The 15,479-nt window shown below is 52.5% G+C and carries 13 protein-coding genes; 9 read left to right on the top strand and 4 right to left on the bottom strand.

The features are described from left to right. Positions 1 to 90 precede the first annotated feature (90 nt). The 5 genes from ACYQ2L_RS00130 to ACYQ2L_RS00110 all read left to right on the top strand — a co-directional run bounded on the left by ACYQ2L_RS00130 (position 91) and on the right by ACYQ2L_RS00110 (position 4,777). Positions 91 to 855 carry a hypothetical protein gene (locus tag ACYQ2L_RS00130; protein WP_460049756.1) on the top strand — a complete coding sequence of 255 codons (765 nt, stop codon included), beginning with the start codon at positions 91 to 93 and terminating at the stop codon, positions 853 to 855. A 101-nt stretch (positions 856 to 956) separates the two neighbouring features. After that, positions 957 to 2,261, top strand: a complete 1,305-nt coding sequence (locus ACYQ2L_RS00125) for an ABC transporter substrate-binding protein (RefSeq protein ID WP_460049754.1) — start codon at positions 957 to 959, stop codon at positions 2,259 to 2,261. Between the two features lie 91 nt (positions 2,262 to 2,352). Then, entirely contained in the window at positions 2,353 to 3,273 is a 921-nt protein-coding gene (locus tag ACYQ2L_RS00120) for a carbohydrate ABC transporter permease (RefSeq protein ID WP_460049752.1), read from the top strand. Further along, entirely contained in the window at positions 3,273 to 4,145 is an 873-nt protein-coding gene (locus ACYQ2L_RS00115) for a carbohydrate ABC transporter permease (protein ID WP_460049750.1), read from the top strand. Before ACYQ2L_RS00120 ends, ACYQ2L_RS00115 begins: the two co-directional genes overlap by 1 nt. 17 nt (positions 4,146 to 4,162) lie before the next feature. Continuing rightward, complete coding sequence (locus ACYQ2L_RS00110) at positions 4,163 to 4,777, top strand: HAD-IA family hydrolase (RefSeq protein ID WP_460049748.1); 615 nt, start codon at positions 4,163 to 4,165, stop codon at positions 4,775 to 4,777. Here the strand turns inward: ACYQ2L_RS00110 and ACYQ2L_RS00105 are convergent. Together ACYQ2L_RS00105 and ACYQ2L_RS00100 are read right to left on the bottom strand one after the other, a co-directional pair. After that, positions 4,725 to 5,459 (bottom strand): response regulator transcription factor, encoded by a 735-nt coding sequence (locus tag ACYQ2L_RS00105; RefSeq protein WP_460049746.1) that lies wholly within the window; start codon positions 5,457 to 5,459, stop codon positions 4,725 to 4,727. The genes ACYQ2L_RS00110 and ACYQ2L_RS00105 overlap by 53 nt on opposite strands. After that, a complete protein-coding gene (locus ACYQ2L_RS00100) occupies positions 5,456 to 7,204 on the bottom strand; it encodes a sensor histidine kinase (RefSeq protein ID WP_460049744.1) in 1,749 nt (582 codons plus the stop codon). Before ACYQ2L_RS00100 ends, ACYQ2L_RS00105 begins: the two co-directional genes overlap by 4 nt. 500 nt (positions 7,205 to 7,704) lie before the next feature. On the opposite strand from ACYQ2L_RS00100, the gene ACYQ2L_RS00095 reads away from it, so the two are divergent. Next, a complete protein-coding gene (locus tag ACYQ2L_RS00095; RefSeq protein ID WP_460049742.1) occupies positions 7,705 to 8,367 on the top strand; it encodes a GrpB family protein in 663 nt (220 codons plus the stop codon). A gap of 3 nt (positions 8,368 to 8,370) precedes the next feature. On the opposite strand, the gene ACYQ2L_RS00090 is transcribed toward ACYQ2L_RS00095, so the two are convergent. Together ACYQ2L_RS00090 and ACYQ2L_RS00085 are read right to left on the bottom strand one after the other, a co-directional pair. Next, positions 8,371 to 10,464: a GH36-type glycosyl hydrolase domain-containing protein gene (locus tag ACYQ2L_RS00090; protein ID WP_460049740.1), complete on the bottom strand. Its 2,094-nt coding sequence runs from the start codon at positions 10,462 to 10,464 to the stop codon at positions 8,371 to 8,373. Beyond that, complete coding sequence (locus tag ACYQ2L_RS00085) at positions 10,461 to 12,116, bottom strand: glycoside hydrolase family 3 protein (RefSeq protein ID WP_460049738.1); 1,656 nt, start codon at positions 12,114 to 12,116, stop codon at positions 10,461 to 10,463. The genes ACYQ2L_RS00090 and ACYQ2L_RS00085 overlap by 4 nt, the downstream gene beginning before the upstream one ends. 177 nt (positions 12,117 to 12,293) lie before the next feature. On the opposite strand from ACYQ2L_RS00085, the gene nagA reads away from it, so the two are divergent. The 3 genes from nagA to ACYQ2L_RS00070 are packed head-to-tail and all read left to right on the top strand — an operon-like array spanning position 12,294 to position 15,478. Continuing rightward, positions 12,294 to 13,469 (top strand): N-acetylglucosamine-6-phosphate deacetylase, encoded by a 1,176-nt coding sequence (gene nagA, locus ACYQ2L_RS00080; RefSeq protein WP_460049736.1) that lies wholly within the window; start codon positions 12,294 to 12,296, stop codon positions 13,467 to 13,469. A 3-nt stretch (positions 13,470 to 13,472) separates the two neighbouring features. Next, positions 13,473 to 14,291, top strand: coding sequence for a glucosamine-6-phosphate deaminase (gene nagB / locus ACYQ2L_RS00075; RefSeq protein WP_460049734.1), 819 nt, complete (start codon positions 13,473 to 13,475; stop codon positions 14,289 to 14,291). Further along, on the top strand, positions 14,288 to 15,478 hold the full coding sequence (locus ACYQ2L_RS00070) for an ROK family transcriptional regulator (RefSeq protein ID WP_460049732.1): 1,191 nt from the start codon (positions 14,288 to 14,290) through the stop codon (positions 15,476 to 15,478). Before nagB ends, ACYQ2L_RS00070 begins: the two co-directional genes overlap by 4 nt. The last annotated feature ends 1 nt before the right edge of the window (position 15,479 follow it).

The following is a 15,479-nucleotide window of genomic DNA, read 5'->3' as shown; positions in this document are numbered from 1 at the left end:
CTCCCTGACTTGCTGGTTCTGTAACTGTAGCTTATGCTAGTAGATAGCAGGGTACAAGAGACATTAACGTTATTTTTTAGGAGGATTCTTATGTATTGTTATCTGACCATTTATCCGATTGAAGCAATGATTGCCAGTCAACTCCCGCCTGAAGAATTCGGCGCCTATATGGCCACCGGAACCAGGAAAAGCAAATTCGAGCCGATAATTTTTATTGAAGTCGAAAGCGGCTTCGGAGATTACTTTGACTGGGACTATGCACACAAGCGTTGTGTGGCTCACCCCGACGGCAGACCCAAACACACCCTGTATCTCTCGGTCTACCGCACCCTGGAGCATGTCCCCCTGGATAAAATGAAAGACATGTATTTGACCACCAGGGACGGCCGCTCACTGAAACTCGAGTCAGAGAAGATTCCTCCACAGAAAAACCGGCGTTTCCACCTGTATCAGGAACTCTGTCCTGCACATCCTCTGGTAGTCAGCGTCCTGAATCCTGCTGATTTTGCATTATTCATAACGAATCCCGACAAAACCAAGATCACCGTACCCAGCCTGGTCTTCTGCGATGTAAAGATTGTCGACATGAACACCGACGGCCCAACCGGCAATGTCGGCCCCGCTTACGACCGTAATTCTGATCATCTGCATGACTGCATCCGCGAAGTTGAGGAACTGGCTTCAAAACCAACCAAGACCGTGTATCGCAGCAACATCGAACGATTCAGTTTTCAGGTAATCAACAGCGGGCTCTATATAGGTGATGGAAGCAGCAGTCTCTTTTTCCCCATGCCCGACCTGAACACCCTGCATAATGAACATTATGACTGGGCGAGATCGGCTATGCTGCTGTAATCCTGGACTGAACGGAAAATCATCCGGGTTTTCGCCAATTTGTCTTGTTGTCAGTTCAGGCTCCGAGGGCTGACAATGAGACATCTTTCAAGGAGGAAACCATGAAGAAGATTCTTTCAGTTTCAATTGTGCTGGTGCTCGCACTCAGCCTCAGCACAGGATTTCTGTTCGCAGGCGGACAGAGAGAAAGCGAAACCGGTCCGATTACCCTTACCTACTGGACCCATGAGGACCCGAACCGGACACCATTCGAATTAGGTCTGATTGCCGAGTTCGAAGCAGCCAACCCCGGAGTAACTATTCGACGGGTCACCCACGCATCAAACCGAATGGCAGAGCTCCTGCTGACTGCATTTGCAGCCAACCAGGGACCCGACATTTTCAATGTACAGCTCGAAGACAGCTACGCCTATATCTACAACGAGCGGGTGGCACCATTGAATACAGACGCATTCGGCGTTCAGTCCGTTCAGGCCCTGGTCGACACCTACGTTGACGGCACCATGGATCCCATGATGAAGAACGGCAATGTCTACGGTGTACCGCTTGAGATCACCAATTGGTCAATCTTTCTCAACAAGCGTATTTTCCGTGATGCAGGCCTGGATCCCGATACTGATTACCCCAAAACCTGGGAAGAAATGATGGACATCAGCGAGCAGATTGTTATCCGTGATGGAAACATTATCCTGCGCCGCGGTTTTGACTTCCGCTATCCATACTATTTGGTAGCAATGGTTCCGATGGTAGAACAGCTCGGTGGAAAACTGATCAGTGATGACGGCCGTGAAGCCATCGTCGGAGAAGAAGCATGGCTGCAGTTTCTGCGCTATATGCAGGAATGGGGTCCCAACGGTCGTAATCTTGGTTCACCAACCTACCGCAACGCCCGTGCCCTGTTCAACCATGACAATAACGACATGGCAATGGCACACACAGGCATGTATCAGCAGGCACGTATCCAGGCCGAAAATGAGGAATTCTATGACAGCGGCGACTGGACGGTAGTTCCTTTCCCTGTATTTGAAAATGCAGTGAACGATGTCGCAGCCGCATTCTACGGTCACTACTGGATGGTAAACGCCCAGTCATCCAGCCGACGCCAGGAAATGGCCTGGAAATTCCTTGCCTACATGCAGAGTCATGGGGAAGACTACCTCAGCATGGGTCTGATCCAGCCTACCAAGGCACTTATGGAAAGCGACCTGTACAAGAGCATGCCGAATGCAGAAGTATTCGCCTATGACATGGAGCGGGCAAACGTTGTGTACCATGCCGGCAACAGCAGCAGACTGCAGGAAACAATCCGCGTAGCTGTCGAGTCAGTAATGCTCAGCGGCATCAGCCCGGAACGCGCATACGCCACCCTGAAAGCACAGGCACAGACTGTCCTCGACGAGGGCTGATCATAGATTGCCGTCGCCCGGCTGCCAGCACCCGCTGTCAGCCACCCAGGCGGCGGCTTCTTCCATTCCAATCTACAGGAGATAATAAAACATGAAATTTCCAGGTACATTAAAACGGACGCGCACCCTGCAGGATAACCAGAATCTCTGGGGACGCCTGTTTGTGCTGCCTGCAATCCTGTTTTTTTCCATATTCAGCTTTTATCCGATTTTCAATGCCCTCTGGACCAGTATGTTCAACAGAAGAATACTGAGCTTCGCCAGACCCGATTTCGTCGGTCTTCGAAACTACGTGAACCTGCTCGGTTCCAGCAGTTTCTGGAACAGTATCCGGGCAACGCTGGTATTCACCGCCGGCACATTTATTTCACTGCTGATTGTCAGCCTGCTCGTCGGTGCCCTGCTGTTTCAGGTGAAACGCGGTAGTCGATTTCTCCAGATGGCCTACTACACCCCGGCAGTACTTTCATCCGTCGTTGCAGCAACTATCTGGCTGCTGATCTTCGACCCCCGCGGAATTGCCAATCAGTATATAAACACTATTCTGAACACCCCAGGCGTTGACCACCAGTGGTTTTCCAACCCGATCAGGGTACAGGTTGCCACGATGATGGTCTATTTCTGGAAATACATCGGTTACTTCGTGATTGTGGTTCTTGCAGGCATGGCTTCGGTCCCGACCACACTCTATGAAGCAGCGACCATCGACGGCGCCAACAGCTGGCAGCGATACTGGCGGATAACATTCCCCCTGCTGAAACCCACAGTTGTGCTGGTATCCATAATGTCGATGCTGCAATGTCTGAAGACCTTCAGTACCCAATACCTGTTCACCCAATCCGGAGCACCGCAAGCCCCGATCAATGTAATTACCCTGAACATCTATAATACCGGAATCCGCGATCACCGCATTGGTGTCGCTAGTGCCATGAGTATAATCCTGCTTATTATCATGATGACCTTCACTTATATTCAGTTCAAGGCATCTAAAACAGATGAGGTAAGCTACTAATGAAAACCTTAACTATACCAAAAGCCAAGTCATTTGCCCTTGCCTTCAGCAGCCGAAGCATAATCTATATCGTCCTTGCCGTGCTCCTGGGATTCACGGTACTGCCATTGCTGTTCATGATTACCGCCTCGTTCATGCCCTCAGGTGAGATCATGCGCATGCCTTACCCATGGATTCCAAGCCGGGCTGCATTCGAAAATTATTACCATGCTATTGCCGGTAATGACGGATCATTCATTTTCCGCAGAAACATTCTCAACTCTCTGATTGTATCGTCCAGCGTCACCATTACAACGATTATTCTGGGATCTCTTACCGGATACAGCATTGCCAAGTTCACCTACCGCGGTCGAACCCTGGTTTTCATGATGATTATGGCGACCATGATGATTCCCTTTGAAGCAATCATGATTCCACTGTACATGGTAGCTACCAGACTCGGACTGCAGAACAGCTACGCCGGACTGATTCTCCCCTTCCTGGTAAATGCCTTCGGGGTATTCATGATGCGTCAATACTACACGACATTCCCGGATGAATTCCTGGACGCCGCCAGAGTCGACGGCATGGGCGAGATCTCGATCTTCACCAAGATCATCCTCCCGAATACCGGCCCGGCAATCGCAACGCTGGCGATTCTCGCCTTCAGATCCCAGTGGGATACCCTGCTCTGGCCCCTGCTGATTGCACAGTCGGAAACCATGAAGACCATTCCTCTGTATATCGTGCAGTTTGCCGCCGAACGGCATTCAAACTATGGCGCCATGATGGCAGTCGCTACAATTGCCAGCATTCCAATGTTTATACTTTTTATAAGCCTATCACGCTATTTTACCGGCGGAGCATCAGTATACTCGGCAAGAAAAGGCTGAGCAGGAAGGATATTGTAATGAATTTTATTTTTGACATGGGCAATGTAGTCGTGCAGAACGTAGACGTACTCCCCGGAATCCAGCAGGAAACCGGGGTCAGCATTCAGGAAATAATTGATTTTTCCGGTCAGGACTTCGAGCAGATATCTTCCGGCAGTCTGGAACCCCGGGAATTCTGGCAGGCATTCAACAAGCAGTTCGGCTGTTCCGTAAACCGCGATCTACTGGATGACTGCTTCAAACCGGAAACCGACACCGGAATGATCAACTTTATTTCATGGCTGCGCCGAAATAATCACCGGGTAGTCTGCGGAACCAACACCATCCACAGCCACCACATCAAACTGAAAGAGATGGGACTGCACAGTATTTTCGATAAGGTATATGCAAGCCACATAATGGGCATAGTCAAACCAGACCCGGAATTCTACCGCTACATTCTCCGCGAAGAAAACTGGGAAGCAGACGACTGCATTTTTGTAGATGATCTCAGGGAGAATATTGATTCAGCCGCCAGCCTGGGAATACATGCACTCCAGTATACCTACCTGGAAAACCTGAAAGCCCAATTAGCAGAGTTCAGGATTTTCCAGTACGAAACTGACTGGGACTTAGTCCATAACGGCGCTTGAACACCCGTGTGAAGTATGCAGGATCGTTAAACCCACATTTGCGGGCAACTTCCAGGATCTGATAACGGGGATCCTTTAACAAGGTGTAGGCAATGTTCAGCCTATAGCTAGTCAGCGCCTGCACAAAGGTCTGACCAGTCTGGGCCTTGAACACAGAAGCAAGATGCCCTTCGGTAATCTGCAGATCCTCCGCCGCCTCGAACAGGGACACATTATCGCGGAACCTCCGCTGAATGAAGCGCAAAGCCTCGTCTACCAGGGGATTTGCGCCGGCCTGGGGCACATCGGATCCGGGCTGAGCATCTTTTGAATGCACCACAAAATCCGCACATCGCTCCGCAGCACGCTGGATAGCCTTACGAAGCTCAGCATCATCGATCGGTTTCAGCAGAAAGTCAGCCACACCAGCCCGAAGCGCCCGCTGGGCATAGTCAATCTGACTGTGCCCGGTAATTATAATGGCAGCCTTCGGTCGGATCTGCTCCACCAGCTCGATACCATTCCCGTCAGGCAGCTGGATATCGGTGATCAGCAGGTCAATCCTGAGCCCTGGGATCTTTTCGACCGCCTCTGCATAGCTCCCCGCAGTCCCCAGCAATCGGCACCCACAGCCCTCCCAGGAGAAAGTCTCAGCAAGCTCTTCAAGAAGCAGCTGTTCGTCTTCAACAAGCATAACATTCATTCCAGTTTCTCCAGAGAAATACGGATTTCCGCGGTGGTAAGTATACCATCATAATCAAGTCTCAGGGACGCCGCAGCACCATAGAGAATATTCAGCAAAGCAGAAATACTGTCCATACCGATGCCAAATCCCTCGCTCACCGCCTGATCGCCAGACCCGGACGCGGCTCGAACCCCAGCCGGCTGTGGACCCGGCCCGTCATCCTGAACCTCCAGAAGCAGTTCATCGGACAAAATCCTGATTCTGATTATAATGTTGACATGCTCAGCAGTCTTTTCCACCCCATGCACCAACGCATTCTCAACCAGAGGCTGCAGCAGCATTTTGGGAAGCATCAGCTCCAGGGCCACAGGATCAACATCGTAGCTTACCGTCATCCTCTCTGAAAACCGACGTTTCTGGATATTTATATAGCGGCGAACCTGATCCAGACTCTCGGAAAGGGCAACCATAGCCTCGGAATCAGAAAGACTGAAACGCAGAATCTTTCCAAGATCCTGCACCACTTCGATTATTTCCCCGGTGCGGCCCAACTTTGCCATAGCCTTTATACTGCCCAGGGTATTATAGAGGAAATGAGGATTCAGCTGTGCCTGAATAGCGCGTCGCTCAGCAACCCGCAAAGCCTGCTCTTCCTGCTGCACCTGCAGAAGCAGATCCCGGATTGTATCCACCATCGAGTTATAGTTCTGGGTCAGGAAATCAAGCTCATCCATCAGTTTACCACCGTGATGTGTCTCAGGAACCTTCTGCGGCCTACGGCCTCGTGACTGCATTGCAGTTACCACCCGATGAATAGGATCGCTGATACTCCGGCTGATTCTATAGGAAACAAACACCGTCATGAGGGACAGAACAAGCAGAAGCAGAAGTCCACCCAGCAGCAGATCATCAATGGTCCTGAAAAACTGTCCCATCTGCGTAAGCCCCACCAAAGACAACCGTGACCCCTCATAGAGCTCCATGGACAGATCCGAACGATGAACCAGAATTTCATGCTCCGGCCTCCAGGAAGACTGATCCCCAAACACAATTCCGAGATAGGGCTGAACAGAAAAACCTGCCGGCTCTCCCGGAGACAAAACATCCATCGAGCGGAAGCGTATAGAATCAACAAGATATAACTCGTTGAAAAAACCGCGGCTGAAACTGCCAAGCAGCTTTGATAAATCGATATCCAGGATCAGAAAACCACCATCTATTCTGAGCATAACAGCAAGCCCGTATCCAGCCTGCCTGTCACCAACAAGCAGATGAATCATCTCAGGAGCTGCCTTGACCGCTTCAAACCAGCGCTCCCGGTTCTGGTAATTTCTGACATCGTATATTGCCGGATATTCCGCAGTTGAAAATCTCCTGCTCCCGCTGTCATCGCTGATGTGCACTTCAGCAGCATTGTTAAGTCCTCGGATCAGATTGTAGAAGCTTGTATAGAGCTCGAGCTCCCGGGAAGAATCCCAGTCGCCTTCCACTGTAGACAATGCATCCAGGATCACCGGCTCAAGCAAGAGAGCATTAAGTTCGGAGTGAATCCTTGAGAACGCAGTATCCACCTCAGCCGAAAGATCCTGAATCCGCACCCGCCCGCGCAGATCCAGAACCAGCGCCAGCACACTGCTGCCCCAGATCAGAATAAACAACCAGACCACAAGAATCGGAATTACACTGATCAGGGAATAGGAAATAAGCAGCCGCGAAAACAGCGGACGGATTCGTTTTTTCTCACGCATTGCATTTATTAGCATTGCGTACAGTATACCCCGGATCGCGCCCTGCTGAAAGAATCTCGTTTTTTTCGGGGGCCGGGGCTGGGGCCGAGGCCGGAACTCCGGTGGCTGTGGCAGCTTTGGTCGGCGGCCGGGGCTGGGGCGACTGTGTGGCTGTGGCGGGGCTGGAGCGGCTGTGGCGCGAATGAGAAACTCCAGAAACTCTATGCCATGTGGGAAGACCCGTTGCAACATGGCAGATCTGCCATGTTCATGTATCTTTCCCCACAAGACTTTGACATTTTGGATTGCTCTGACCAAAATCTCTATTTGACTTGGAGCAAGCCTCACCAACATGGCAGATCTGCCATGTTGGTGAAATTACTTCCACAAGACCTGGAGATTTTAGAACTTCGATAATTTTACTGGTATTTTAACACTCAGCGATATACGATATTGTCATGGAAGCCCTAAAATCATTTTGGTTTCTTCAGCCCTATCTCTGTTTCAGCCCTGGTGCAATCCTGTATAATTACAGAATGCACTGGAAGCTCACAGTAAAAGAGCTTTCATTTGCCACAGGACTACAGTCAACGAACATCACCAAATTTGAGTGTGAGTCCCGACCTATCAGCATAAACACAGCGAGAAGGCTTGCTCCGGTCTTCTCCTGCGACTACCAGAACTTCCTTCCGCGCCCGGTGTCAGAATTTGAGGCTTACCCAAACTTTGCATCAGGTATCACTTTTACCAACCCGCAGCAACGGCAGGCATATTCACCGGAGTATCCGCTCATTTTCGAGGCTGCGAGGAAATCATTACTGAAAGTGCCTGGAATTCCCCCGCATCAGATTCACCACATAGGGACCACGGCGGTTCGGGGAGTCACGGGCCGTCCGATAATCGATATTCTGCTGTGTGCATCCACGGATCCTGCCGAGCTGGAATCGATTCTGAAGGAGATCGGTTTCAAAGCGACCGACGAGCCTCACGAGCCACACAAACCTCACGACCACAACCTAAGGCTATTCCATGGATTCTTCCGTTACTGGTCACACGAAAAAACTCCGGTTCAGCTGCTTCTTGCGCCTGAGGGTTCAAGAGCAGCAGAAGACTGCCTGTTGAAGCAGGATAATCTGCGGAACAATCCTTTCAATCGATTGAAAAAGAGCCGGAGACAGCGGACTGCCGCTGCCTCCTGAAGATCAGACCTCAATCTTCTGCGGGATAATGAACTCGAAGAGCATCATGGCCAGCCAATGGACGGTGCCTGTGAGCCAGGGAATTCCACCACGGCCCTTTTTACTTTCGACTGCGCCGCCGTTGTAGAAGTTAACAAGTACAAAGGGCTCCGAGCCGCTGCGTTCAGCATCCTGATAAAAGGGCAGCAGCCGCCGTAGATAGCGCAAGGCATCCTCATTCCGTCCTGCCTGAAAAAGGGCGTATATTCCGTATGCCGAGGCGTGGTTGTACACAGCGTAGTTTTCGGCCATTCCGGGAGCCAGGCAGCTCAGGTTGCCGACATGCGCATCATACTCCTCGAAACCGGGATTACAGATCAACAGACCATGATCGTGATCAAGGCCGGCGATCATGGCATCCAGAGCGGCTGTTCCGCGTTCGGGATCGCGCTCGGCCATGCCGCTGATGGTAAACCAGGCCTGCGGCAACAGGAAAATCCGCTCCTTGCCGCCGATCATGGTGCCGTCCTCATGGAAGCCCCTGGCGAACCAGCTGCCCGTCCAGTGCTGCTGCACACCGGCATACAAGCACTCACGTTCAGCATCAAGATCGATTCCAAAATTCACGCCGCTCAGTTGCTCGATCCGCTCAAGAGCTGCGCAGGCATAATACGCGAACTGATTCAGCCAGAGGCTTTCTCCCTCCAGACCAAGCCCGCTGAGGGCATCGTTCCAGTCACCGATTCCGATTTTCAGCAGTCCATGGGGACCGTACTGCAGGCTGAATTCCACACCGCGGCGAACATGTTCCCAGACCGGAGCCGAGCTTCCCGACTCCAGGAAAGGAACATCCACCTGCAGAAGCGCGATATCGCCGCCTGCATCAAGATATCGAGCGATGGCAATGGGGAGCCAGAAGGCGAGATCACGGAAGTCGCGCTCGTCATGGTGACTTCCATCCACGCTCCACTGACGTACCGGGCGCCCGGTATCATGCTGATTCCGGCATAAGTCGATTATGAGCTTTCTGGCCCCGGCGGGATCATAATACACAAGACCGATGGCATCCTGGGCCACATCGCGGTATCCGCGAAAGCCTTCACGGACGATCCCGGTGGATTGCTGCAGTACCTGGTAACCCAGGAAACTGCGGGCATAGGAAGCGAAAATACCTTCCGGGAGATTCTGCAGCTGTGGCAGGTCAAGCTTCCGCCGCCAATCCTCCTGCAATCTCTGCAGCTCTTCCTCTACATGGGCAGGACTGGAGAAACGCTGCAAGGCAGCCTCCGGACTACCGGGTCCGAGGATAATCGCATAACAGCGCTCCGCACCGGCTTCCAGATCCAGGTCATACTGAAAACTCCCGATGCTGGGATCACCGGCAGAAATGGAATTGCGGGCCCGGCCATCCCGGACTGACTGGGGATCACTCATGTCCCCGTCGCCGCACCATTCACGCAGACTGGAATCCATTCCATCGGGTTCCACCAGCGAAGTACAGAAACCGCATACCGGATTCAAATCAGTACGGAAGTAGTGAATCGTCCGCTCTTCGGCCGAATACCGGCTGTTGGTAAACCAGGAAAAATAAACCGGACTGACATCTGCGGTGGGATTCAGGAGCATCTCGGTCTGGGTAAAAAGCTGCAGGCTGCGCTGCTCCGAGGACTGATTCACCACCCTGATGTGCCAGAGCTCGAAGCTTCCTTCCAGAGGCACCGCATGACTGCTGGTTACCTGGATACCGTTTTTTCTACCACTGATTATGGTTATTCCAGCCTCATGCCGGCACTCGTATCCGTCCAGAGGAGTCTGGGCCGGGCGGAACGATGGATTCCACACGATTGGGGCAGCCTGAGCCGTCGCGGCTGCAGTCGCTGGCGCGCCCGCGGGCGCCGGGGCCTGGGCCTCGCGCACATAAACATAGCGCCCCTTCAGCGCCGACAGGGGATCGCTGTGGGTAATCCTGAGCCGCGGCTCGACGATGGTCTCGGCATAGCCATCACCCAGATGCGACAGCTTCATGCCGTAGCTCGCATTGCTCATATAATTATACCAGGGCCGAAGCCGCTGCGGCTCGTGCAGGCAGAACCCCTGCTCATTCAGCTCCCATTTCACCAGGCTGCCTCCGGATTTTTCACTGCGACGGCCTGACCGAAAATAACATCGACCAGAGCCTGGATCTGCATCGGGGTAATACCTCCAGTTACCAGCACCTCATCGGCGTAGGGCTTGAGCAAGGCCGCATCGCTGGGACTCCGGCCAGCCACCGCTATAATCTTTGCCGCCTTATCGGCTCGGTTATCGCGCCCGCCAACCATCGCTCTCTCACGCAGGGCATAAATCCGCTTGAGAATCTCCAGCTGCTCGCTGAAGCGGTAGGCATTTGTCGTAACAAAAATCAGGTAGTCAGTCACAAAGCCGATATCAAAAACCGACAGGGCCTCTTCTTCGGTCGGCGTCCAGGGCATAATCGCCTCTTTCACATAGGGATGCAGGCCCTGCTGCTCTATGACCTGCTTTATACTGATGTCGTAGAAATTCACCGTATCTGCCATAACCAGGCGCGCCGGGTTGGCAAGAATCACCGACAATCGATCCGTAGGATTCAGTTTCAGAGGCAGCAGATTCCCGCTGCCTGAGTAATGAACGATCGACTGACGGCAGGCTTCGGCCGCCAGCTGCATCCCCTCTTCATAATCCGGCATCTCCGCCAGCTCCGGCCGTGCCGACTGTTCTGCCAGCATTGCATACTTGGCCTTCAGAATGCGGCTGACCGAGGCATCAATCACTGACTCTGGAATCCGGCCTTCCTGCACCTCTTTCACCACAAAGGGAATAATCCATTCACCTACGCCGGAGAAGATAATCAGATCCACACCAGAGAGAATCGCCTGACGGATTACCTCCTCATCGGAGTAGTTCGCCTTGATCGCCCCCATAATCAAATCATCAGAAATAACCAGGCCCGAATGCCCGATTGTCTCACGCAGATATTTCATGGCGGGAATAGAAATAGATGCCGGATACCGGGAATCGAAGGCCGTGTACAAGGCATGATAGCCCATAACCGCCCCCACCCCGGCTTCCACCGCCCGCTTGAATGGCAGCATCTCGACCGACTCCAGGCGTTCCATGCTGTAATCAACCGTATCCAGATCATGATGAGAATCGCGGTCGGCCAGGCGCTGCCCCGGATAGTGCTTGCAGCAGGCAATAACCGCGGACTTCTGCAGCCCCTCGATATAGGCCGCACCGAGCTCCGCCACCACCTCGGCATCGCAGGAGAACATGCGGTTATCGACAATCGGCACCCCGTCCCGGGCGTCGTGGGTAACATCGAGCACCGGCGCAAAGTTCACATCGATTCCGATCGAGCGCAGTTCGCGTCCGACATATTCTCCGACGCGGGAAACCAGTTCGGGATTTCTCGAAAATCCCAGCGACATGTTCCCGGGGAACACAACCGCTTTCCTGTGCACTGCACAGAGCTGTCCGCCCTCCTGGTCGAGGGTGATTATCGGCTGCAGCGGAAGCGCCCCGGCCATAACGGCCTGGCGTATAGATGAGGTAAGCTCCCGCAGCTGATCAGAGTCCTCGACATTCGAGCCACTGTAATAAATTACACCGCCAAGCAGGCCATCGGCCGCCTTGGCCAGCAGTGAGTCAGGAAGATCCCTGGTGCCGATAAACTCCTGCAGAAACATCTGCCCGATTTTCTGTTCCAGGCTCAGATCACGAACGCTGTACTCAGCGGTAGTATTCTTCATAATTACCTCTTATAATATGTAAAAGCGCAAAAATTTGAGTATTCAAGCACATAGGTTAGTTTTTTCATTTACAGAACTAACCTATGAGTGTATAGTAGTACCTATAAAGAAGAACTGTCAAGCAAAGATTGCCCGGAAATGGTATGATATTGAAAGACAGCAAAAGCAGGAGGCTGTATGGCAGCTAGTGTTATCCACAACGCCAAGGTTTTCACCGGAATAACCGTTGTAGAAAAAAGCGCCGTCATTTTTCAGGACGGAATAATAGAAGATGTCTGCTCCGACAAGCGGGCTGAACAGAAAGATCTCCCGGCAGATACAGAATGGATCAATGCCGAAGGCAACATCGTCGCACCCGGTTTCGTAGATACCCATATACATGGAATCGGCGGCTGGGGAACCGAAGATCACAGCACCGAGGCCATTCTCAACATGTCCCGGGAACTGGTCCGATACGGTGTTACCTCATTCTGCCCGACTATCTACCCGCAGGCCGAGAACGACTTCATTGCCTCGATTCATGCCTGCCGCGACGCCATCGGAAAAGAACCCGGAGCCAGAATACTGGGGATCCATCTGGAAGGCCCCTTCATTTCTCCGGAGAAACCCGGAGTCCAGCTCCCCATTCACTTCAAGGCAGTAGATCTCGATGCCATGCAGCGCTACATAGACGAGAGCGGCAACAACATTCTGAACATGACAGTCGCCCCCGAACTGAAGAACATGAGGAATCTCGCCCTGTTCTGCGCCAGAAAAGGAATTGTCCTTCAGGCCGGGCACACCAATGCCACCTATGAGAATATGGTCGAAGGAATCGAAGCCGGCATTCTGCATTCCACCCACTTCTTCAATGCCATGCGACGGCTGAATCACCGTGATCCCGGAGTAGTTGGTGCAATTATGATTCACCCCGAAATCGCCTGTGAAATAATCGCCGACGGCTTCCATGTGCACCCAGCCATTGTTCGGCTGCTGCTCGGAGAAAAAGCAGCCAACAAGGTTGTTCTGGTTACCGATGCCCTCAAGACTACCAAACAAACCAGTGGCGCACTCATCGCTAATGGAGAGCAGGTATATCTCGACGAGAATATCTTCCGCCGGGTTGAGGATGACATTATCGCCGGATCCGCATTAACCATGGATGTCGGAGTTGCCAATCTTATTTCATGGGGGGTGGCCCTCGATGAAGCCCTGGCCATGGCATCCAGCAATCCTTCGCATATAATGCAGAAGGACAAGCAGATCGGATCCCTGCTACCGGGTCATAACGCAGATCTTGTAATCTGCGATAAAAACATAGAAATACAGGCGACCTACGTTCAGGGCCGCCAGTGCTACAAAAAAGGAGCTTGAGCAATGAGACTGATTATCAAGGACAACCCGCAGCAGACAGCAGACTGGGCTGCGGCTCACATTGTAGAGCGGATCAATGAGTTCGCACCAACCGCAGGCCGCCCTTTTGTATTGGGACTCCCCACCGGATCAACCCCACTGGGAATGTACCAGAAACTGATCGAGCTTCACAAAGCCGGCAAGGTATCATTCGCGCATGTTGTGACATTCAATATGGATGAATACCTCGGGCTGGAAAGCAGCCATCCGCAGAGCTACCATTATTTCATGTGGGACAACTTTTTCTCGCACATCGATATTAAAAAAGAAAACGTCAACATACTCGACGGAACAACCAGCGATCCCGAGCTTGAGTGCCAGCGCTATGAACAGAAAATCCAGGGCTATGGCGGAATCAGACTGTTTATCGGCGGTGTAGGCTCGGACGGACATATCGCATTCAACGAACCCGGATCATCCCTGGGATCACGCACAAGAGTCAAAAGTCTGAATCAGGAAACAATTGCTGCCAACTCCCGCTTCTTCGATGGAAATGCCAGCGCTGTTCCCACCCAGGCACTGACAGTCGGCGTCGGAACCATTCTCGATTCTGCCGAAATCATGATTCTGGCATGCGGTGCATCCAAGGCGGTCGCCCTGCGCCAGGGCATAGAGGAAGGCATTAACCACATGTGCACCCTCAGCGCCCTGCAGATGCATGAAAAAACCATAATTGTATGTGATGAAGAAGCCACCAACGAGCTCAAGGTTGGAACCGTGAAATATTTTCGCCAGATCGAAGCCGCGGAAATCAATCTTAAACTTGAAAATAAACGCCTATGAGCTACGAACAGCATATGATGAGGGCGGGAAACCGCACCTTTCAGCGGCAGGCCAACATTGCCCTGATTATGCAGACCATACAGCAGAACACTGAAATCAGCCGGGTGGATATCGCCCGGCATCTCGGTCTGGAACGCAGCACTGTCACCAACATCGTAACTAATCTTATGGAATACGACATTGTCCGCACCCTTTCGCAGGGTACGTCCACTGCGCAGGGCGGGCGGCGCCCATCCTTCCTGGGAATCAACCCGGAAGCAGTCCATATTCTGGGGCTGGAAATCGAAATTGGATATTACCGGGCAGTACTCATGAACCTCAGCGGTGAAGCCGTTGCCTCCACCGAAGAAAGCCTCGACCCCGATCAATACGGCAGCTTTACCGATTTCTTCTTCGCAGTCTACGAGAAAGCCGTGAATGCATTCGGTGATCTGACAAGCCCTCTGGTCGGCGTCGGCGTTGGACTTCCCGCCCCGATCGATCAGAGTAACGGGATTATTCTGCAATCGCATACCCTGAAAATCGAGAATTTCAACTACCTCGAGGAACTCAGCCCGCGGCTGCAGCTGCCACTGTATATAGAGAACGATTCAAACTGCTGCGCGCTCGGAGAACTCTGGAAACAGAACGGCAACGGTTCCAGCAATTTTCTCTATCTGCTGACCAGGTTTTTCTACCATCACAGCACACTTATGGACCGTCCCGGTATCGGGCTGGGCATGGTAATCGACGGAAATATCTACTACGGTGCCAACTACCGCGGCGGTGAGTACTACAGTCAGTACTGGACCGGCAAGAACGGCCCCGAATACATCGGACTGGATGAGGACGAACTACTGCAGCTGACAGAGAAGCCGGAGCTCATGGAGCGCTTTCTGTATTATGTCTTTGGCCAGCTATCGGTGACCTTCGGTAATTTTGACCCCGAGAAAATCTATGTCGGCGGTGATCTGCAGAGCTCCTTTCCCATGGTTCAGAAAGTGATCCGGGAGCGACTGAAGGACACCTGGCTCGGAGCCGACATGAACCTCAGCAAACTGATTCCCAGCAGCCTCGGCCAGAATGAAATCGCATTCGGAGCAGCCGCCATGGTGCTGAACAAACTCTTTACGATTCCGCAGGTCGGTGCCCAGCAGGACCGCGTCAATCTGAGTTGGGACTATATATTTTCACGCCTGGAGAAGTAAG

It is taken from the genome of Spirochaeta dissipatitropha, assembly GCF_054657935.1.
Note: the sequence above shows the minus strand (reverse complement) of the source record. Positions and strands in the feature narration are given on the sequence as shown.